The following is a 19,583-nucleotide window of genomic DNA, read 5'->3' on the forward strand; positions in this document are numbered from 1 at the left end:
TCGTTATCAAAGTTTGGTCAAGGACAGGCCAGCCCAGGTAGCGAGCAGCCCACCGAATACGCTGATGGCAGCATAGACAAAAGCCAGCGGTATTTGCCCGGTTTCCAGCAGACGCACCGTATCCAGTGAAAAAGATGAAAAAGTCGTCAGCCCCCCGAGGAAGCCGACCATCAACCCGGCGCGCACCTCAATCGGCACCTCCGGGCGTACTAAAAACAGACCGTATAGAACGCCGATCAGCAAACAGCCGACGATATTAACGGCCAGCGTCGCGGTATAGAAGTGCCGCGGCCAATTAGCGTTGATCCAGTTCCCCGTGGCAAAGCGTAAAAGCGTTCCGGCGATACCGCCCACAGAAACGGCAACGATCAAAGGGATCACTATTTTCTCCGCTGCCGGGGGCTGAGACGGTCAAGTTGCGCGAGGTGATTGAGCTTCTCGCCGATCTTCAACTCCAGGCCACGCGGCACCGGCTGATAGAACGGTTGCGGCTCGAGTTCTTCCGGGAAATAGTCTTCGCCAGCGGCGTAAGCGTCCGGCTCATCGTGGGCGTAACGGTATTCGTCGCCATAACCCAGTTGCTTCATCAGCTTGGTCGGCGCGTTGCGCAGGTGCAGCGGCACTTCCAGCGAACCGTGTTCGGTGGCGCTGCGCATGGCGGCTTTGAAACCCATGTACACCGCGTTGCTTTTCGGCGCGCAGGCCAGATAGGTGATGGCCTGAGCCACCGCCAATTCGCCTTCCGGGCTGCCGAGGCGCTCTTGCACTTCCCACGCAGCCAGGCACAGGCTCAAGGCGCGGGGGTCGGCGTTGCCGATGTCTTCGCTGGCCATGCGCACCACGCGCCGGGCCAGGTACAGCGGATCGCAACCGCCGTCGATCATTCGGGCAAACCAATACAGCGCGCCGTCCGGGTTGGAGCCGCGCACAGATTTATGCAGCGCGGAAATCTGGTCGTAAAACGCTTCGCCGCCCTTGTCGAAACGTCGACGGGTATCACCGAGCAGGCTTTGCAGCAGATCGACGCCGATCTCGCTGTTGTCGTCAGCCAGGTCCGAGGCGTTTTCCAGCAGGTTGAGCAGACGCCGGCCATCACCATCGGCGGCCGACAGCAACATCTGGAAGCCTTCATCGCTGAGGGTCAGTTGCCGCTTGCCCAGGCCACGCTCTTCGGTCAGTGCGCGATGCACCAGTTTGCGCAGGGCCGCTTCGTCGAGGCTTTTGAGCACGTAGACGCGCGCCCGGGAGAGCAACGCGTTATTGAGTTCGAACGAAGGGTTTTCAGTGGTTGCACCGATGAAAATCAGCGTACCGTCTTCGACGTATGGCAGGAACGCATCCTGCTGGGACTTGTTGAAGCGATGCACTTCATCGACGAACAGGATGGTCCGCTTGCCGTACTGTCCGGCTTGCTGCTTGGCGATTTCCACCGCCTGACGGATTTCCTTCACGCCGGCCAGTACCGCCGAAACCGTTTCGAAGTGCGCATCCGAGACTTCCGCCAGCAGCCGCGCCAGTGTGGTTTTCCCCACACCCGGCGGGCCCCAGAAAATCATCGAATGCAGGGCACCCTGCTCCAGGGCTTCGCGCAAAGGCTTGCCGCGAGCGAGCACGTGTTCCTGACCGACGTACTCGTCCAGATTGGCGGCACGCAGGCGTGCTGCCAAAGGTTGAGCAATCGGGGCGCTGCGAAACAGGTCCATCACGTGCGGTTAAAACCTCGCTTTATTACGCAGTTCTCAAGTCTGGCGAAAATCCTGTGGCGAGGGAGCTTGCTCCCGCTGGACTGCGCAGCAGTTCCATTTTTTGGGGGCGCTTCGCGCCCCAGCGGGAGCAAGCTCCCTCGCCACACAAGCCCGCTCTCACAGGTTTGCGTTTTACTCTTGAATCACATCGGCACCCTTGGGGATGTCGAACTTGAACTTGGACGCCGGGATCGGCTCGTTGGCTTTCACGCCGGTGAACAGGATGTTGGTGCGCTGACCGACGCTGTCGATCATCTGCATGTCATTGACCAGACCGTTGCGGAACGACAGGCGCAGGCTGTCGAACAGGGTGTCCTTGGTTTTCGGCTTCAAGGTGAAGTCGATCACGCCACCGGCTTCCTTGGCGCTGATGTCGAAGCTCTGGCTGATCTTGGACACGTCACCGGACAGCAGCAACGCCGGGGTCTGGGTCAGGCGCTGATCGAGGTTCTTGATGGTGGCCTGCTCCAGGTCCGGATCCCACAACGTCACCTTCTTGCCGTCGGAGACCATGGTTTGTTCGGCCGGCGCATTGGTGTGCCAGTAAAACAGGCCAGGACGCTGCAAGGACATTTCACCCGCGGTTTCCTGCAACTGGGTGCCGCTGCCGTCGAGGGTCAGCTGGGAGAAACGCGCGGTCAGTGTCTGGGATTTTTCCAGCAGTTGGGTCAGACGTGCCACGTCCTTGTCATCGGCGTGGGCCGAGAGCGTGGTCAAAGCCAAAACCGGCAGCAACAGCATGCGGATAAGACGCATGGGAGTCCTCATAACATTCGTGGGGGTGCGATGGCGCGTCATTACGCCACCGCGTTTCAATCAATTCAGTCGCGTACCGGGCCCGGAGCCAGGACTTCACGCGAACCGTTGGTGTTCATGGACGTCACGACCCCGGCCATTTCCATGGCTTCGATCATGCGCGCGGCGCGGTTGTAGCCGATTTTCAGCTTGCGCTGAACCGCTGAGATGGACGCACGACGGCTTTCCAGTACGAACTGCACCGCTTCGTCGTAGAGCGCATCGGACTCACTGTCTTCGTCGCCACCGCTGCCGCCTTCAAAGCCGCTACCCGGCTCTTCGACACCGGCGAGAATCTCGTCGTTGTACTCCGGCGCGCCGCGCAGTTTCCAGGCTTCGACCACCCGGTGAACCTCGTCATCGGACACGAAGGCGCCGTGGACACGAATCGGCAGACTGGTGCCCGGCGGCATGTAGAGCATGTCACCGTGGCCCAACAGTTGTTCGGCGCCACCCTGGTCGATGATGGTCCGGGAGTCGATCTTGCTCGACACCTGGAACGCCATACGCGTCGGAATGTTGGCCTTGATCAGACCGGTGATCACGTCAACCGACGGACGCTGGGTCGCGAGGATCAAGTGGATACCGGCAGCACGGGCCTTCTGGGCGATACGGGCGATCAGTTCTTCAACCTTCTTGCCGACGATCATCATCATGTCGGCGAATTCGTCCACCACCACGACAATCGTCGGCAGCTTGGTCAGCAGCGGCGCTTCGTCGTGAATGCTTTCGCGCTTGTACAACGGATCGGTCAACGGCGTACCGGCGTCCTGGGCTTCCTTGACCTTGGCATTGAAGCCCGACAGGTTACGCACGCCCATTTTCGCCATCAGTTTGTAGCGACGCTCCATCTCCGCCACGCTCCAGCGCAGGGCGTTGGCGGCGTCCTTCATGTCGGTCACGACCGGGCACAACAGGTGCGGAATGCCTTCGTAGATCGACAGCTCAAGCATTTTCGGGTCGATCATGATCAGCTTGGCGTCTTCCGGGCCGGACTTGAACAGGATCGACAGGATCATCGCGTTCACGCCCACCGATTTACCGGAACCGGTCGTACCGGCTACCAGCAAGTGAGGCATCTTCGCCAGGTCGGTGATGACCGGCTTGCCACCAATGTCGTGACCCAGGGCCAAAGTAACCGGCGACTTGAAGTTGTCGTACTCGGGGGTCGACAGCACTTCGGAGAAACGCACGATCTGGCGGTCTTCGTTAGGAATCTCGATACCGACGGTGGTCTTGCCCGGAATCACTTCCACCACCCGCACGCTGGTCACGGCCAGGGAACGTGCAAGGTCTTTCGCCAGGTTGGAGATGCGGCTGACCTTGACGCCCGCCGCTGGCTGGATTTCGTAACGGGTAATCACCGGGCCCGGGTGAATCGAATCCACCGAGACTTCGACGCCGAATTCCTTGAGCTTGATTTCCAGCAAATGGCCGACCGCAGCCAGGGATTCAGGCGAATAATTGAGTTGTTTCTTTTCTGCCGGGTCGAGAATCGAGATCGGCGGCAAGGTGCCTTCGACGGCGCTGTCGACGAACAACGGCGCCTGTTTCTCTTTCTCCACGCGCTTGCTGGGTGCCGCTGGCTTGGGTGGCGCAGGGGCAATCACCGGCGGCACCTGCTTCTCGCGGTCAGACATGTGTTTGCTCAGGGCTTGCTCGCGCTCGATCAGGCGCTCCTTGACCTTGGCCTGCTCGCGTTTGTCGGTGACGGTCGGCGCCACCACGTCATGCATGCGGTCGTCGACTTCACGTAATTGAGCAACCAATTGTTTGCGCTCGACACGGGCCGCCCACCAGCGATTGGCCGCGCCCTGGAACAATTCGAACAGGTCGAGGGTGATCTTGCCGGTGAGGTCCATCACTTTGAACCACGACAGGTCGGTGAACACCGTCAGGCCAAACAGGAACAACGCGATGAACAACAGCGTGCTGCCCTGGATATTCAGGGCGTTCCTGGCCAGATCGCCAAGGCTTTCGCCCAAAGCGCCGCCAGCGCCGGCCGGCAGACCGGTCGCGGCGTGGAAATGGATATGGGCCAGGGCCGCGCCCGAAAGCACCAGGAACACCAGGCCGATCAGGCGCCAGGAGAACAGCCAGCCGCTCCACTCCCACTGCTCGTGGCGTTGGCGAAAGATTTGATAAGCCTTGATCGCCAGCAACAGCGGGAAGATGTAGGCGAAGTAACCCAACACCATGAACAGGATGTCGGCGCTGTAGGAGCCGACCGGTCCGCCGAAGTTCTGCACATCGTCGATCTTGCTGTTATGGCTCCAGCCCGGATCGTCCTTGCCGTAGGTCAACAAGGCCATCATCAGGAACAGGCACAAGCCGCCGATGGCGATCAATGCACCTTCCTTGAGCCGGTAGTGCAATTGCTGGCGCCAGAGCGGAACGACTGTTTTTGGTGCTGCGGTGGATTTCTTCAAAACGCTTCTTTTCCTGCGCCCATGGCGCGTCCATCTGTTGAATGACTATAAAAAACTGCCCAATCCAGGCAGGTAAAAAAGTTAACAGGCGTAACTGGGACTACTTTTAACACTACGCTCCAGTTTTTATAAACACGGCGCGCCGCGAATATTCTGTAACAAGTACGCATTGTACGGGTTTGTTCGTCCGATGCCATGCTTGAAACCCAAGGTGTAGCATAGCCAACAGCACATTACGCACGGTTCAATTTGAGCATGCATTCTCTTTTGTGACAAAGGCTTATGAGGTGTTTTTATGAGCGAAGCGAAGCATTCCCGCCTGATCATTCTGGGTTCCGGCCCCGCCGGTTACAGCGCGGCCGTTTATGCTGCCCGCGCCAACCTCAAACCCGTTGTCATTACCGGAATACAGGCAGGTGGCCAGCTCACCACCACCGTCGAAGTCGACAATTGGCCCGGTGATGTCGAAGGCCTCACCGGACCGGTGCTGATGGAGCGCATGCAAAAACACGCTGAGCGCTTTCATACAGAGATCGTTTACGACCACATCCACACTGCCAAGTTGCAACAGCGCCCATTCGAACTTATCGGCGACGGCGGCACTTACACCTGTGACGCGCTGATTATCGCCACCGGCGCCTCGGCGCAATACCTGGGGCTGCCATCGGAAGAGACATTTGCCGGCAAAGGGGTATCGGCTTGCGCGACGTGCGACGGTTTCTTCTACCGCAATCAGGTGGTCGCTGTCGTGGGCGGCGGCAATACGGCGGTTGAAGAAGCGCTGTACCTGTCGAACATCGCCAAGGAAGTTCACCTGATTCACCGGCGCGACAAGTTGCGCTCGGAGAAGATTCTTCAAGACAAGCTCTTCGAAAAAGCCGCCAAAGGCAATATCCGCCTGCACTGGAACCAGAATCTGGATGAGGTACTGGGCGATGCCGGCGGTGTGACCGGCGCCCGTCTGCGGGACAGCCACACTGGCGAGACCCGTGAATTGCTGCTGACCGGCGTGTTCATCGCTATTGGCCACAAACCCAACACCGACCTGTTCGAAGGTCAGCTGCCAATGCGTAACGGCTATCTGCTGGTCAAGGGCGGCAGCGAAGGCGACGCTACCAGCACCGAAATCCCGGGCGTGTTTGCCGCCGGCGACGTGGCCGATCACGTTTACCGCCAGGCCGTCACCTCTGCCGGGGCCGGCTGCATGGCCGCGCTGGACGCCGAGAAGTATCTCGACGACATTCCAGTCGTTTGACGGCACACTTCACGGTGGGCCCACCCGCCCACCACTGCCCTCCCCTTCTGCAAGCCCGGATGCCATGCTGACTTGGTTACAACGCAATACCCTGACCTTCCCGCCCCTGGAAAAAGCCATGCGCGATCCCAACGGGTTGTTGGCCGCGGGCGGAGATCTGTCCGCCGATCGTCTGATTCAGGCCTATCGCCACGGCTGTTTTCCGTGGTTCTCGGAAGGCCAGCCGATTCTCTGGTGGTCGCCGGATCCACGCACCGTACTGTTTCCCGACGAACTGCATGTCTCGCGCAGCCTGAACAAGCTGTTGCGTCAGCAACGCTATCAAGTGACCTTTGATCAAGATTTTGCCGCGGTCATCCGCGCCTGCGCCGCGCCACGGGACTACGCAGACGGCACCTGGATCACGGAAGCCATGCAGAACGCCTACCTCGAGCTGCACAGGCGTGGCTACGCCCATTCGGTGGAGGTCTGGGACCAGGGCGAACTGGTCGGCGGGCTCTATGGCCTGGCGATGGGTCAGCTGTTTTTCGGCGAATCCATGTTCAGCCGCGCCGACAACGCCTCTAAATATGGCTTTGCCACACTGGTTCGACATCTGAAAGACTCAGGCTTTGTGCTGATCGACTGCCAGATGCCGACCGACCATCTGCACAGCCTCGGCGCCCGGGCGATTCCCCGCCGCGAGTTTGCCGACTACCTGGCGCGGCATCTGGACCAACCCAGCCGCGCAACCTGGGTTTGCTGAGCGACTTTGGCGCGTGTGGCTTACACTTAATTCAAAACCTTATTCCGAGGGTTGATCATGACCGAGTTGGCGCGTTTGAAGTTCTATGCCACTCAGCCCCACTCTTGCAGTTATCTGCCCGAGGAGCAGGCCACGACCTTGTTCCTCGACCCTAGTCAGCCCATGGATGTGCATGTCTATGCAGACCTGTCTGAAATGGGTTTCCGTCGTAGCGGCGATCATCTTTACCGGCCTCATTGCCAGAATTGCAATGCGTGCGTACCGGCGCGCATCCCTGTGGCGCAGTTTTCACCCAACCGCCAGCAGAAACGCATCTTCAAACGCAACGTCGACCTGCAGGTGCGCCCTGCCAGGCCGCAATTCAGCGAAGAGTATTTCGACCTTTATCAGCGCTATATCGAACAGCGTCACGCCGATGGCGATATGTACCCGCCGAGTCGCGATCAGTTTGCGACATTCCTGGTACGTGACCTGCCGTTTTCCCGATTCTACGAATTCCGCCTCGAAGGACGACTGGTGGCGGTGGCCGTCACCGACTTGCTGCCGAACGGTCTGTCGGCGGTCTACACCTTCTACGAGCCCACCGAAGAACGCCGCAGCCTGGGGCGGTATGCAATTCTCTGGCAAATCGCCGAGGCTGAGCGCCTGGGACTGGACGCCGTCTATCTGGGCTACTGGATCAAAAACTGCAAAAAGATGAGCTACAAGACTCAATATCGCCCTATCGAACTGCTGATTAATCAGCGCTGGGTCATCCTGAACTAGAGCAAGCCGTAAACCCCTTGGCTTAAACCCCATTTTTCGGGCACAATGCACGCCGCTTTTGCCTGGCGCAGTTGCACCGGGCCATTCATTGGACACCGAGGGCTTTACTGCATGTCGAAAGAAGACAGCTTCGAAATGGAAGGCACTGTCGTCGACACCCTGCCCAACACCATGTTTCGTGTGGAGTTGGAAAATGGGCACGTCGTAACCGCGCATATCTCCGGCAAGATGCGCAAGAACTACATTCGTATTCTTACCGGCGACAAAGTGCGCGTCGAGCTGACGCCCTATGACTTGAGCAAAGGGCGCATCACTTACCGCGCTCGCTAATCAAGTCAATACAAAACGCCCGGTTTATGCCGGGCGTTTTTGTGTGCGCGTGATTTTATGCCGCACACGGACAATGTGGGAGCGAGCTTGCTCGCGATAGCGGTTTGTCATTCAACATTGATTTCGACTGAACCGCCGCCATCGTCGGAACGCCGCCCGGAGCAAGCTCGCTCCCACAGGGGATCAATGTAGATCTGACAGACAGCAAAAAGGCGCCTTTCGGCGCCTTTTGCTTTGTCGCGGTTAACGTCAGGCCATTTCAGCCGTGGTCTCGAAGTCGAAGGTCAGCTCGCCGTCCTTGAGATCGATGTGAACCACGCCACCATGGTCGGCCAGTTCGCCAAAGAGAATCTCTTCCGCCAGCGGACGCTTGATCTTGTCCTGGATCAAACGCGCCATTGGACGAGCGCCCATTGCCGTGTCGTAGCCTCCCACTGCCAGCCAGCCGCGCGCCGCGTCCGTCACTTCCAGCTGCACGCGCTTGTCTTCCAGCTGCGCCTGAAGCTCGGTAAGGAACTTGTCCACCACGCTTTTGATGACCTCATGGCTGAGGCGACCAAACTGGATAATGGTGTCCAGACGGTTGCGGAACTCTGGCGTGAAGCTCTTCTTGATCACTTCCATCGCATCGGACGAGTGGTCCTGATGGGTGAAACCGATCGAAGCACGAGCGGCCGTTTCGGCACCGGCGTTGGTCGTCATGATGACGATCACGTTACGGAAGTCCGCCTTGCGCCCGTTGTTATCGGTCAGCGTACCGTGGTCCATCACCTGCAGCAGCAGGTTGAAGACTTCCGGATGCGCCTTCTCGATCTCATCGAGCAACAGCACGCAGTGAGGCTGCTTGGTGATGGCTTCGGTCAGCAGACCGCCCTGGTCGAACCCGACATAGCCTGGAGGCGCACCGATCAGACGCGATACGGTATGGCGCTCCATGTACTCGGACATGTCGAAACGAACCAGTTCGATGCCCAACGCCTTGGCCAGCTGACGCGCCGCTTCGGTTTTACCGACACCGGTAGGCCCTGCGAACAGGAACGAACCGACTGGCTTGTCAGGCGACTTGAGGCCGGCACGGGACAGTTTGATCGCGGTCGACAGCGAGTCGATTGCGGCATCCTGGCCAAATACTGTCAGCTTCAGGTCACGCTCAAGGTTACGCAGCAGCTCTTTGTCGGAGCTGGTGACGTGCTTAGGCGGAATCCGCGCGATTTTCGCGACGATGTCCTCGACCTGAGGCACTTCGATGCGTTTCACGCGCTTCTCGATTGGCTGCAGACGCTGGTAGGCGCCCGCCTCGTCGATGACGTCGATGGCTTTGTCCGGCATGTGCCGGTCATTGATGTAGCGCGAGGCCAGTTCAGCCGCCGCACGCAACGCTTCATCGCTGTATTCGATGTTGTGGTGCGCTTCGAAACGACCTTTCAGGCCGCGCAGGATGCCAATGGTGTCTTCCACCGAAGGCTCCGACACGTCGACCTTCTGGAAGCGCCGGGCCAAAGCACGGTCCTTCTCGAAGATCCCGCGGAATTCCTGGAACGTGGTCGAACCGATGCAACGGATATCACCCGATGACAGCAGCGGCTTGAGCAGGTTCGAGGCATCCATGACCCCACCGGACGCGGCACCCGCACCAATAATGGTGTGGATTTCGTCGATGAACAAGATCGCCTGCGGACGTTTTTTCAGCTCATTGAGCAACGCCTTGAAGCGCTTCTCGAAATCGCCGCGGTATTTGGTCCCGGCCAGCAAGGCCCCCAGATCGAGGGAATACACCACGCTGTTGGCCAGCAAGTCCGGCACCTGGTTGTCGACAATGCGTTTGGCCAGGCCTTCGGCAATCGCGGTTTTACCCACGCCCGCCTCGCCCACCAACAGCGGATTGTTTTTGCGACGACGCGCCAGGATCTGCGCAACGCGCTCGACCTCCAGCTCACGGCCTACCAATGGATCGATTCGACCCTGGCGCGCGAGTTCGTTGAGGTTGCTGGCATAAGCATCCAGAGGATTGCCTGAAGAAGAAGACTCACCGCCCTCGTCGTCCTGCATATCTTGTTCACCTTCAGAGTGATCGCCATGCCCCGGCACTTTGGAAATGCCGTGTGCGATGTAGTTGACGACATCGATGCGCGCAACGCTCTGCTGTTTCAGCAGGAACACTGCCTGACTCTCTTGCTCACTGAAGATCGCGACCAGCACGTTGGCGCCAGTCACTTCGCGTTTGCCCGAGCTCTGTACGTGAAAGACAGCACGTTGCAGAACACGCTGGAAGCCCAGGGTTGGCTGGGTCTCACGATCCTCGTCATGAACGGGGATCAATGGCGTGGTGGAGTCGATGAACTCCTGCAGATCGTGCTTGAGTTTGTCGAGGTTTGCGCCGCAGGCACGCAAAACGGTGGCGGCAGCCTCATTGTCCAATAGGGCCAGCAGGAGGTGTTCGACGGTCATGAATTCATGACGCTTCGATCGGGCCTCCTTGAAGGCAAGATTGAGGGTGACTTCGAGCTCGCGGTTTAACATAGCTTCACCTCATACCCAAGTGGTCGGCGATTAACCGTCCTTCTCGATTTCACAGAGTAGCGGATGCTGGCTTTCCCTGGCGTACTGGTTGACCTGCATGGCCTTAGTCTCGGCGATGTCGCGGGTAAACACTCCACATACTGCCCGTCCTTCTGTGTGGACGGCCAGCATGACCTTGGTCGCCAGCTCGCGATTCAGGTTAAAAAACACCTCGAGCACTTCGACGACGAAATCCATCGGTGTGTAGTCATCATTGAACAAAACCACCTTGTACATCGGCGGCGCCTGTAAAGCAGGCTTTGCCTCCTGAACAGCAATGCCTGCGGAATCGTCGTCGTGTGAATCAGGGTGATCCTGATTGAATGTTAGTCGAATCTGGCTGATTGCATGCATGGAAAGAAAGGTTCGTCAGTTGTGCAAATACAGTGGTGGGGGCGGCTATGGACGATTTCAACTCCGACTGCCCGGTCACCTTGACTATCGGGAAAACGGTGTTACAACCAATAGAGCCCACAGTGGGTAAAAAAGGTCCGCGGAGTCAATCTTATTTCCAGGAAATGACTGCGGATGAACTGGATGATACTCCAGTGATGGAGTCTGTTGCAGAGGGATATGGGTATGTCAGTCGGTAAGGTGAAATGGTTCAACAATGCCAAGGGGTTCGGTTTCATTAACACCGACGCCAGAGAAGGCCGTGACGAAGACGGTCATCTTATTGATTTCTTTGCCCACTATTCGGCCATTGAAATGAACGGATACAAGACTCTCAAGGCCGGGCAACTCGTAAGCTTCGAGATCGTCCAGGGCCCCAAAGGGCTGCACGCGGTCAAGATCGGGGCTGTCACGACCGAGAACGAACAGGCCGCTGTCCCCCAGCAAGAAACGGTGTCAAGCTGACGCAACCCGTCATCCAGTCATAAAAAAACCGCCCGAAGGCGGTTTTTTTAATGCTGATTCGCTTACATATGCGGCTTACATATGCGAGATGAGCGCATCACCAAACGCAGACGAAGACAGCAGCTTCGCGCCTTCCATCAAACGGTGGAAGTCATAGGTCACAGTCTTGGCCGAAATCGCGCCGTTGGTACCCTTGATGATCAGATCAGCCGCTTCAGTCCAGCCCATGTGACGCAGCATCATCTCTGCGGACAGGATCAGGGAACCCGGGTTGACCTGGTCCTTGCCAGCGTACTTCGGCGCAGTGCCGTGGGTCGCTTCGAACATCGCAATGGTGTCAGACAGGTTGGCACCCGGTGCGATACCGATACCACCCACTTCCGCCGCCAGGGCGTCGGAGAGGTAGTCGCCGTTCAGGTTCAGGGTCGCGATCACATCGTATTCGGCCGGGCGCAGCAGGATCTGCTGGAGCATGGCGTCGGCGATGGCATCTTTGACGATAACGTTCTTGCCGGTTTTCGGGTTTTTGAACTGCATCCACGGACCGCCATCGAGCAGGGTCGCGCCGAACTCTTCAGCCGCCACTTCGTAGGCCCATTCCTTGAAGGCACCTTCGGTGAACTTCATGATGTTGCCTTTGTGCACGATAGTCAGCGAGTCGCGGTCGTTGTCGACCACATACTGCAGCGCTTTTCGCGCCAGACGCTTGGTGCCTTGCAGCGAAACCGGCTTGATGCCGATACCGCAGTTTTCGTCGAAACGGATCTTGGTGACGCCCATTTCATCTTTAAGGAACTTGATGACTTTGGTCGCTTCTGGCGAACCGGCTTTCCATTCGATACCGGCGTAGATGTCTTCCGAATTCTCACGGAAGATCGTCATGTCGACGTCGCCTGGCTTCTTGACCGGGCTAGGCACGCCTTCGAACCAACGCACTGGGCGCAGGCAGACATAAAGGTCGAGTTGCTGCCGCAGGGCCACGTTCAGGGAACGGATGCCGCCACCGACCGGGGTAGTCAGAGGGCCCTTGATGGAAACCACGTAATCTTTAACTGCGTCCAGGGTTTCCTGGGGTAGCCAGGTGTCCTGATCGTAAACCTGAGTCGCTTTCTCCCCGGCGTAGACTTCCATCCAGGAAATTTTGCGCTCGCCGCCGTAAGCCTTCTTAACAGCAGCATCGACAACCTTGATCATGACCGGGCTGATATCAACGCCAATACCATCACCTTCGATGAAGGGGATGATCGGGTTGTTAGGAACATTGAGAGAATGGTCCGCGTTGACGGTGATTTTGTCGCCGACTGCTGGAACCTGAATCTTCTTGTATCCCATGCTGAACTCCATTGTTTGGATTGAACATCTGGCTTCGTTCGAGCGTACCCCAGTTAAATCGGCACGCAAACCCTCTGTTCCAACCATCTGCCGCAAAGCTGCACAGTTCGCGACGTACAAGCCTGAAAGCAAAGGGAAAAGCGCCAAACTCAAGCACGGTGCAAGACTCTACGCCCCACTCGCCCCTGCGACCTTTAGACCAATGGACGACAATCGTTACGTATGAACCATCGGCAGATTGCCAGCTACCTATGTATAATGCCGCCCGCTGACCACAGAGTCACGACGGCCGACCTTTCTATTACGAGGCTTTGGGCCTGAAAAAGCAGGGTTGTTACCGCAACCCACCCGCTTGACGCTCGACTGATGCACCCAACATCACCGCGAAGAAATCTCGACATTCGGCTCATGGATGACTTTGAACGAACGCGCTTACCCGGCGCCCCTCGAGTTTTTCTGCGCACGCTTTAGCAAAGAAGAGAGAGTTAATCCGAATATGCCCACCCGCTCGAAGATCATCTATACCTTCACCGACGAAGCTCCCGCCCTCGCCACCTATTCACTGTTGCCTATCGTAGAGGCCTTCACCGCCTCCGCTGATATCGCCGTGGAAACCCGCGATATCTCTCTTGCAGGGCGCATCCTGGCCAGCTTCCCCGAGCAACTGGGTGACAAAGCCGTAGCCGACCACCTCGCCGAACTGGGCGACCTGGCCGTTACGCCTGAAGCCAACATCATCAAGTTGCCGAACATCAGCGCCTCGGTTCCGCAACTGCAAGCCGCGATCAAGGAACTGCAAGCCCAGGGCTTCGCACTGCCTGACTACCCGGAAACCGTGACCAGCGACGCCGACAAGCTCGCCAAGTCGCGTTACGACAAGATCAAGGGCAGCGCCGTGAACCCGGTTCTGCGCGAAGGCAACTCCGATCGTCGTGCCCCGCTGTCGGTCAAGAACTATGCACGCAAGCACCCACACAAAATGGGCGCCTGGGCTGCGGACTCCAAGTCCCACGTCACGCACATGAGCACCGGCGATTTCTATGGCAGCGAAAAAGCTGCCCTGATCGACGCCGCTGACGCCGTCAAAATCGAACTGATCGCTCAAGACGGCACCACCACCGTCCTGAAAGAAAAAACCACCGTGCAAGCCGGTGAGATCCTCGATTGCGCGGTCATGAGCAAAAACGCTCTGCGCAGCTTCATCGCTGCCGAGATCGAAGACGCCAAGCAAAAAGGCGTGCTGCTGTCGGTTCACTTGAAAGCCACCATGATGAAGGTCTCCGACCCGATCATGTTCGGCCAGATCGTTGCCGAGTTCTATAAAGACGCACTGGCCAAGCACGCTGACGTGCTGGCGCAGATCGGCTTCAACCTGAACAACGGCATCGGCGACCTGTACGCTCGCATCAAAGCCCTGCCGGCTGAGCAGCAAGCGCAGATCGAAGCGGACATCCAGGCGGTCTACGCCGTTCGTCCGTCGTTGGCCATGGTCAACTCCGACAAAGGCATCACCAACCTGCACGTGCCGAGCGACGTTATCGTCGACGCCTCGATGCCAGCGATGATCCGTGACTCCGGCAAAATGTGGGGCACTGACGGTCAGCTGCACGACACCAAGGCTGTGATCCCGGATCGCTGCTACGCCACCATCTACCAGGCGGTGATCGAAGACTGCAAGCTGCACGGCGCTTTCGATCCAACCACCATGGGCAGCGTGCCAAACGTTGGCCTGATGGCGAAAAAAGCCGAAGAATACGGCTCGCACGACAAGACGTTCCAGATCAAGGCGAACGGCGTTGTCCGCGTTACCGACGGTAAAGGCGGCCTGCTGCTGGAGCAATCGGTTGAAGCCGGCGACATCTTCCGCATGTGCCAGACCAAAGACGCGCCGATCCAGGACTGGGTCAAACTGGCCGTCAACCGTGCTCGCGCAAGCGCCACTCCAGCCATTTTCTGGCTGGACCCAATGCGCGCCCACGACGGTGTAGTGATCGAGAAAGTTCAGGCCTACCTGAAGGATCACGACACCTCCGGCCTGGACATCCGCATCATGTCGCCAGTCGACGCGATGGCCTTCACCCTGGGCCGCACTCGCGAAGGCAAGGACACCATCTCGGTGACCGGCAACGTACTGCGCGACTACCTGACTGACCTGTTCCCGATCATGGAACTGGGCACCAGCGCCAAGATGCTGTCGATCGTTCCGCTGATGAACGGCGGTGGCCTGTTCGAAACCGGCGCCGGCGGTTCGGCACCGAAGCACGTTCAGCAACTGCTGGAAGAAAACTTCCTGCGCTGGGATTCCCTGGGCGAGTTCCTGGCCCTGGCCGCTTCCCTTGAGCACCTGGGTGTGACCTACAACAACCCTAAGGCGCTGGTTCTGGCCAAGACCCTGGATCAGGCCACCGGCCAGTTCCTGGACAACAACAAGTCGCCGTCGCGTAAAGTCGGCAACATCGACAACCGCGGCAGCCACTTCTACCTGGCGCTGTACTGGGCTCAAGCCCTGGCTGCCCAGACCGAAGACACTGCACTGCAAGCGCAGTTCGGCGAACTGGCCAAGACCCTGACCGAGAACGAAGCAACCATCGTTGCCGAGCTCAACGCCGTTCAGGGCAAGCCAGTGGACATCGGCGGTTACTACCACGCCAATGCCGAGCTGATCAGCAAGGCCATGCGCCCAAGCAACACTTTCAACGCCGCGATCGCTGCGCTGGTTTAAGGTTGTAAGGATGCAAAGAAGCCCCGGCCCTGCGCCGGGGTTTCTGTTTTCGGGCTTCACACAATTCCCTGTAGGAGTGAGCCTGCTCGCGATTGCGGTATACCATTCAACATCTGTGGTGACTGACATTGCGCTATCGCGAGCAGGCTCACTCCTACATTGGACCGTGTTTCAACATTGGATATCGAGGAAGCTTTATGGACTGGAAACCCCACATCACCGTCGCCACCATCGTCGAAGACAACGGCCGCTTCCTGATGGTCGAAGAATCCAAGGGTGGACGAACGGTGCTCAACCAGCCCGCCGGCCACCTCGACCCGGACGAAACCCTGATCGAAGCCGCCGTACGCGAAACCCTCGAAGAAACCGGCTGGGACGTCGAGCCGACTGGCGTGGTGGGCATTTACCTCTACACCGCCCCGAGTAACGGCGTGACTTATCAGCGGGTCTGCTTCACCGCAAAACCACTGAAGCATCACCCCGACTACCAGCTGGACGACGGCATCGTCGGCGCAAAATGGCTGACGCGTGACGAACTGCTGGCACAGCGCGCAAACTGGCGCAGTGAGCTGATCATCCGCTGTATCGATGATTATCTGGACGGCCAACACTTCGGTCTCGAACTGATCCGCCCTTCTCTTTAGCCTTGCGGGCTTCGGCCTGTTAGAATCGCGTCCTTTTTCAAGACACTCATTGAATCCCTATGCGTGATCCAGCCCCTTCTGACACACAAAAGAAGCGCGTCATTGTCGGCATGTCCGGCGGCGTGGACTCTTCCGTTTCCGCTCTCCTGCTGATTGAGCAGGGTTATGAGGTGGAAGGCCTGTTCATGAAGAACTGGGAAGAAGACGATGGAACGGAATACTGCACCGCCATGGATGACCTGGCGGACGCTCAGGCCGTGTGCGACAAGATTGGCATCAAGCTGCACACCGCCAACTTCGCCGCCGAGTACTGGGACAACGTGTTCGAGCACTTCCTGGCCGAATACAAGGCCGGTCGCACGCCGAACCCGGACATCCTGTGTAACCGCGAGATCAAGTTCAAGGCGTTCCTCGACTACGCCATGATGCTCGGCGCCGACCTGATCGCCACCGGTCACTACGTGCGTCGCCGCGACATCGATGGTCGCACCGAGCTGCTCAAGGGCCTGGACCCGAACAAGGACCAGAGCTACTTCCTGCACGCCGTCGGCGGCGAACAGATCGCCAAGACCCTGTTCCCGGTCGGCGAACTGGAAAAACCCGAAGTCCGCGCGATTGCCGAGAAACACGAACTCGCCACCGCGAAGAAAAAGGATTCCACCGGAATCTGCTTTATCGGCGAACGCCGCTTCAGCGACTTCCTCAAGCAGTACCTGCCAGCCCAACCGGGCGAGATCAAGACCACCGAAGGTGAAGTCATCGGCCGCCACCATGGCTTGATGTATCACACCATCGGTCAACGCCAGGGCCTGGGCATCGGCGGCTTGAAAGACGCCAGTGACGAGCCGTGGTACGTGCTGATCAAAGACCTGGAGCACAACGAGCTGATCGTTGGCCAGGGCAATGACCATCCGTACCTGTTCTCCCGCGCCCTGCTCGCTTCAGACATCTATTGGGTCAACCCGATCGACCTGAGCGAACCGCGCCGGCTGACCGCCAAAGTCCGCTATCGCCAAAGCGACCAGCCGTGCACGCTGGAAAAAACCGCCACCGGCTACCGCGCCACCTTCGATGACCCGCAACGCGCGGTCACCCCAGGCCAGTCCGTGGTGTTCTACGACGGTGAAATCTGCCTCGGCGGCGGCGTGATCGAAGTCGCGGAGCCGTGGACCAGCAAAGGCACTCCTCAAGGCGAGCAGCAATGAGCCCGACTCAGGAGCAACTGACGGCACTGGGCGGCGTGTTCCTCGCCGCCGTGCTGGTCGACAAGATCGCCAAGACCGGCCAGACCGCCGAAGCCGGCCTGACCTGCATGCTCGGCAGCCTGCTGATTCGCGACCCCAAGGACACTCTGGAAGTCTACGGCGGCGACGACATCAATCTGCGTGAAGGTTACCGCGCATTGATCGGCGCCCTGGAACGCGACCCGAGCACCCTTCAGCGCGAACCGCTGCGCTATGCGCTGGCGATGCTCGGGCTGGAGCGTCAACTGGCCAAGCGCAACGACATGCTCGATGTGATCGGCAAGCGTCTGCCGCAGATTCAGTCCCAGGTCGAGCACTTCGGCCCGGCGCACGAAAACGTCATTGCAGCGTGCGGCGCCCTGTATCAGGACACCCTGAGCACCCTGCGCCAGCGAATTCAGGTCCATGGCGACATGCGCAACCTGCAGCAACCGAGCAACGCTTCGAAAATCCGCGCCCTGTTGCTGGCCGGAATTCGTTCGGCGCGCCTGTGGCGGCAGTTGGGCGGTCATCGCTGGCAACTGGTGATCAGCCGTCGCAAGTTGCTGAAAGAGCTTTACCCGCTGATGCGCAGCAGCTGAACCGCGCCCGCAAGACCCTTTGTATTTTGTAACGCGTAAGACGCTGGTCAGTTGGCAACGGACCGGCGGATTTTTTCATGTATGATACGCGCCCCATTTCGTTGCCCGACTGTCCGAGAACACCCCATGCAGCTTTCTTCGCTCACTGCGGTTTCCCCTGTTGACGGCCGCTACGCCGGCAAAACCCAGGCCCTGCGCCCAATTTTCAGCGAATACGGCCTGATCCGTGCTCGCGTTCTGGTTGAAGTGCGCTGGCTCCAGCGCCTGGCCGCTCACCCTGGCATCAGCGAAGTGCCGGCGTTCTCCGCCGAAGCCAACGCTGTGCTGAACACCCTGGCGGAAAACTTCGCTCTGGAGCACGCCGAGCGTGTCAAAGAGATCGAGCGCACCACCAACCACGACGTCAAAGCCATTGAGTACCTGCTCAAAGAGCAAGCGGCCAAGCTGCCGGAACTGGCTGCTGTCAGCGAATTCATCCACTTTGCCTGCACCAGCGAGGACATCAACAACCTGTCCCACGCCCTGATGCTGCGCGAAGGCCGTGATGACGTGATGCTGCCGCTGATGCGCCAGACTGCCGAAGCCATCCGCGAACTGGCCATCCGTTTCGCCGACGTGCCGATGCTGTCGCGCACCCACGGTCAACCGGCTTCGCCGACCACCCTGGGCAAAGAGCTGGCGAACGTGGTTTACCGTCTGGAGCGTCAGATCGCTCAAGTCGCTGCCGTTCCGCTGCTGGGCAAGATCAACGGCGCTGTCGGCAACTACAACGCTCACCTGTCGGCCTACCCTGAGATCGATTGGGAAGAGAACGCCCGCGCCTTCATCGAAGACGAGCTGGGCCTGGGCTTCAACCCGTACACCACGCAGATCGAACCGCACGACTACATCGCCGAGCTGTTCGACGCGATCGCGCGCTTCAACACCATCCTGATCGACTTCGACCGCGACATCTGGGGCTACATCTCCCTGGGTTATTTCAAACAGCGCACTATCGCTGGCGAAATCGGTTCGTCGACCATGCCGCACAAGGTCAACCCGATCGACTTCGAAAACTCCGAAGGCAACCTGGGTATCGCCAACGCACTGTTCCAGCATTTGGCAAGCAAGCTGCCGATCTCCCGCTGGCAGCGCGACCTGACCGACTCCACCGTGCTGCGCAACCTCGGTGTCGGCTTCGCCCACAGCGTGATCGCGTACGAAGCCAGCCTGAAAGGCATCAGCAAACTCGAGCTCAACGCTCAGAAAATCGCTGCTGACCTGGACGCGTGCTGGGAAGTATTGGCCGAGCCAATCCAGACCGTGATGCGTCGCTACAACATCGAGAACCCGTACGAAAAACTGAAAGAGTTGACCCGTGGCAAGGGCATCAGCCCTGAAGCGCTGCAAACTTTCATCGACGGCCTGGACATGCCAGCCGCCGCCAAGGCCGAGCTGAAACTGCTCACCCCGGCGAACTACATCGGCAACGCTGTAGAGCAAGCCAAACGCATCTGATCGACCGCTTTACCCTTTTGAGACGCCCGGCAGCGCCGGGCGTTTTTATTCCCGTCTGAAAAGTGCTTTTTTTCAATAGGTT

At 58.8% G+C, this 19,583-nt stretch carries 17 protein-coding genes; 10 read left to right on the plus strand and 7 right to left on the minus strand.

The features are described 5' to 3' along the window. Positions 1–6: 6 nt before the first annotated feature. From crcB to ABH912_RS09900, 4 genes are all read right to left on the minus strand, one after another. Complete coding sequence (gene crcB, locus ABH912_RS09885) at positions 7–381, minus strand: fluoride efflux transporter CrcB (protein ID WP_008154847.1); 375 nt, start codon at positions 379–381, stop codon at positions 7–9. After that, the gene (locus tag ABH912_RS09890; protein ID WP_429513089.1) at positions 381–1,703 is read right to left on the minus strand and encodes a replication-associated recombination protein A; all 1,323 of its coding nucleotides are present in this window, start codon (positions 1,701–1,703) and stop codon (positions 381–383) included. Before ABH912_RS09890 ends, crcB begins: the two co-directional genes overlap by 1 nt. Positions 1,704–1,877: 174 nt before the next feature. Beyond that, positions 1,878–2,501, minus strand: coding sequence for an outer membrane lipoprotein chaperone LolA (lolA, locus tag ABH912_RS09895; protein ID WP_008154853.1), 624 nt, complete (start codon positions 2,499–2,501; stop codon positions 1,878–1,880). Between the two features lie 65 nt (positions 2,502–2,566). Next, complete coding sequence (locus ABH912_RS09900) at positions 2,567–4,969, minus strand: DNA translocase FtsK (protein ID WP_429510551.1); 2,403 nt, start codon at positions 4,967–4,969, stop codon at positions 2,567–2,569. Between the two features lie 295 nt (positions 4,970–5,264). Here ABH912_RS09900 and trxB point away from each other — a divergent pair, with 295 nt between their 5' ends. The 4 genes from trxB to infA all read left to right on the plus strand — a co-directional run bounded on the left by trxB (position 5,265) and on the right by infA (position 8,064). After that, a complete protein-coding gene (trxB, locus tag ABH912_RS09905; RefSeq protein WP_429510552.1) occupies positions 5,265–6,224 on the plus strand; it encodes a thioredoxin-disulfide reductase in 960 nt (319 codons plus the stop codon). A 64-nt stretch (positions 6,225–6,288) separates the two neighbouring features. After that, on the plus strand, positions 6,289–6,969 hold the full coding sequence (gene aat / locus ABH912_RS09910) for a leucyl/phenylalanyl-tRNA--protein transferase (RefSeq protein WP_134099126.1): 681 nt from the start codon (positions 6,289–6,291) through the stop codon (positions 6,967–6,969). Positions 6,970–7,026: 57 nt separating this feature from the next. Continuing rightward, positions 7,027–7,734, plus strand: a complete 708-nt coding sequence (locus tag ABH912_RS09915; protein ID WP_033057048.1) for an arginyltransferase — start codon at positions 7,027–7,029, stop codon at positions 7,732–7,734. Positions 7,735–7,845: 111 nt separating this feature from the next. Continuing rightward, the gene (gene infA / locus ABH912_RS09920; RefSeq protein ID WP_002553999.1) at positions 7,846–8,064 is read left to right on the plus strand and encodes a translation initiation factor IF-1; all 219 of its coding nucleotides are present in this window, start codon (positions 7,846–7,848) and stop codon (positions 8,062–8,064) included. A 249-nt stretch (positions 8,065–8,313) separates the two neighbouring features. Here the strand turns inward: infA and clpA are convergent, their stop codons facing one another. Both clpA and clpS read right to left on the minus strand, forming a co-directional pair. After that, the gene (clpA, locus tag ABH912_RS09925) at positions 8,314–10,584 is read right to left on the minus strand and encodes an ATP-dependent Clp protease ATP-binding subunit ClpA (protein WP_033057050.1); all 2,271 of its coding nucleotides are present in this window, start codon (positions 10,582–10,584) and stop codon (positions 8,314–8,316) included. Positions 10,585–10,614: 30 nt separating this feature from the next. Then, complete coding sequence (gene clpS / locus ABH912_RS09930; RefSeq protein WP_027925124.1) at positions 10,615–10,977, minus strand: ATP-dependent Clp protease adapter ClpS; 363 nt, start codon at positions 10,975–10,977, stop codon at positions 10,615–10,617. A gap of 225 nt (positions 10,978–11,202) precedes the next feature. Here clpS and ABH912_RS09935 point away from each other — a divergent pair, with 225 nt between their 5' ends. Beyond that, on the plus strand, positions 11,203–11,481 hold the full coding sequence (locus tag ABH912_RS09935) for a cold shock domain-containing protein (RefSeq protein WP_429510553.1): 279 nt from the start codon (positions 11,203–11,205) through the stop codon (positions 11,479–11,481). Positions 11,482–11,556: 75 nt separating this feature from the next. Here the strand turns inward: ABH912_RS09935 and icd are convergent, their stop codons facing one another. Continuing rightward, entirely contained in the window at positions 11,557–12,813 is a 1,257-nt protein-coding gene (gene icd / locus ABH912_RS09940) for an NADP-dependent isocitrate dehydrogenase (protein WP_010458895.1), read from the minus strand. Positions 12,814–13,309: 496 nt separating this feature from the next. Here icd and ABH912_RS09945 point away from each other — a divergent pair, with 496 nt between their 5' ends. The 5 genes from ABH912_RS09945 (at position 13,310) to purB (ending at position 19,501) form a co-directional block, all read left to right on the plus strand. Then, positions 13,310–15,535, plus strand: coding sequence for an NADP-dependent isocitrate dehydrogenase (locus ABH912_RS09945; protein WP_429510554.1), 2,226 nt, complete (start codon positions 13,310–13,312; stop codon positions 15,533–15,535). 197 nt (positions 15,536–15,732) lie between these two features. Then, positions 15,733–16,179 carry an NUDIX hydrolase gene (locus ABH912_RS09950; RefSeq protein ID WP_033057055.1) on the plus strand — a complete coding sequence of 149 codons (447 nt, stop codon included), beginning with the start codon at positions 15,733–15,735 and terminating at the stop codon, positions 16,177–16,179. A 59-nt stretch (positions 16,180–16,238) separates the two neighbouring features. Next, positions 16,239–17,384 carry a tRNA 2-thiouridine(34) synthase MnmA gene (mnmA, locus tag ABH912_RS09955; RefSeq protein ID WP_008146022.1) on the plus strand — a complete coding sequence of 382 codons (1,146 nt, stop codon included), beginning with the start codon at positions 16,239–16,241 and terminating at the stop codon, positions 17,382–17,384. After that, entirely contained in the window at positions 17,381–18,004 is a 624-nt protein-coding gene (gene hflD, locus ABH912_RS09960) for a high frequency lysogenization protein HflD (protein ID WP_033057057.1), read from the plus strand. Before mnmA ends, hflD begins: the two co-directional genes overlap by 4 nt. A gap of 126 nt (positions 18,005–18,130) precedes the next feature. After that, complete coding sequence (gene purB, locus ABH912_RS09965) at positions 18,131–19,501, plus strand: adenylosuccinate lyase (RefSeq protein WP_027925117.1); 1,371 nt, start codon at positions 18,131–18,133, stop codon at positions 19,499–19,501. Positions 19,502–19,583 lie beyond the last annotated feature (82 nt).

This window comes from Pseudomonas sp. BT76 TE3572, assembly GCF_050435365.1.
GTDB lineage: Bacteria > Pseudomonadota > Gammaproteobacteria > Pseudomonadales > Pseudomonadaceae > Aquipseudomonas > Aquipseudomonas fluorescens_W.